The organism is Massilia sp., from assembly GCF_031995545.1.
Classification (GTDB): Bacteria; Pseudomonadota; Gammaproteobacteria; order Burkholderiales; family Burkholderiaceae_D; genus Telluria.
The window spans coordinates 1-1,488 of the sequence record NZ_DAMAGA010000083.1 but is presented as its reverse complement, the minus strand read 5'-3'; the positions used below and the strand labels follow the sequence as shown (position 1 = coordinate 1,488).

The 1,488-nt window shown below is 62.7% G+C and carries 1 protein-coding gene; it reads right to left on the bottom strand.

What is annotated here, in order from left to right; translation table 11 throughout:
* The coding region (locus RTQ83_RS24250; RefSeq protein WP_312520638.1) for a SurA N-terminal domain-containing protein at positions 1 to 1,318 on the bottom strand (1,318 nt) is incomplete at its 3' end.
* Positions 1,319 to 1,488: the final 170 nt, after the last annotated feature.

Sequence of the window (1,488 nt, the reverse complement as noted above, 5' to 3'; positions counted from 1 at the left end):
GCGCTGGATTCGGCGTGCGGGTCAGGTTGTCGGCGGTCTGGATCTGCAGCTTGAGCTTGTCGGCGACCGGCTTGAGGCTGTCCGACTGGTCATACGCGGTCTCGCTGAACACTTCGGCCAGCTCCGAGTACTTGGCCGACATCTTCTGCTTCTTGAGGTCGGCCGCGATCTGGTCCTTGGCCGCGTCCAGCGACTTCTGGGTCGAGGCCACGATCTTGGTGACCTTGATGATGTGGTAGCCGAATTCCGACTGCACCAAGCCGCTGGTCTCGCCTTCTTTCAGGGCGTAGATCGAGTCTTCCACCGGCTTGACCAGGTCGCCCTTCTGCACCACGCCGAGGTTGCCGCCGTCCTGGGCCGAGGCCTTGTCCTGCGATTCCTTCTTCGCGATCTCGGCGAAGTTGGCGGGGGTGGCGCGCACCTGCGCCAGCACCGCTTCGGCGCGGGTCTTGGCGGCGGCCTGGTCGGCCGGCTTGGCGTCGCGCGCCAGGTTGATCAGGATGTGGCTGGCGCTACGCTGCTCGGGCGTGGTGTACGCCTTCAGGTTCTTGTTGTAGTAGTCGGTGATCTCGGCATCGCTCACCTGCACCTGGTTCTCGACGGTCGACGAATCGAACACGACGTATTCGGCCTTCACCTGCTCCGGGATCTGGAACAGCTGGGCGTTCTTGTCGTAGTAGGCCTTGACCATCTCGTCGGTGACTTTCACCTGCGGCAGATAGGTCGCGATCGGGAACAGCAGCTCCTGGACTGCGCGTTGCTGGTCGTTGATGTTCGACAGGCGCGACGACACAGTGCGCGGCGCGAACGCGGTCGCCTGGACCGCACCGGCCAGGTGCTGCACGGTCAGGTCGCGGCGCAGGCGCTGGTCGAACATCGGACCGGTCATGCCCTGCGAGGCCAGCCAGGCCTGGTAGGCTTCCTTGTCGAAGCTGCCGTCGGCCTTGCGGAAGATCTGGATGTTCGAGATGTACTTGGCCAGGGCCTGGTCGCTGACGGTCAGGTTGGCGCGATTGAGTTCGGCGTCGAGCGCGCGCTCGCCCACCAGGTTGTTCAGGATGGTCTGCTTGGCTTCGGCGGTTTCGAACATCTTCTGGTCGAACTGCGCACCCATCATCTGGCGCGCCTGGTCGATCTGGCGGCGCTGCGCTTCTTCCCATTCCTGCTGGGTGATCTTCTTGCCGTCCACGGTGGCGACACCGGCGCCGGCGTCGCCGTTGCCGTAGCTTTCGAGGCCCACGAACACGAACGACGGCACGATGATGACGAGCAGCAGGCCCTGCATCACGCGCTTGTTATTCCGAACAAATTCAAACATGGTCAGCCATTCAAGGTTGAGAATGCTTTAACAGCACAGTTAAAAAAAAAGGCGAACTCGCGTTCGCCTCTTGTCGGTAGAGGCGCTTGTCCAAGCGACTCCATCTTACTGAATTCTGGCGGAGCGGACGGGGCTCGAACCCGCGACCCCCGGCGTGACAGGCCGGTATT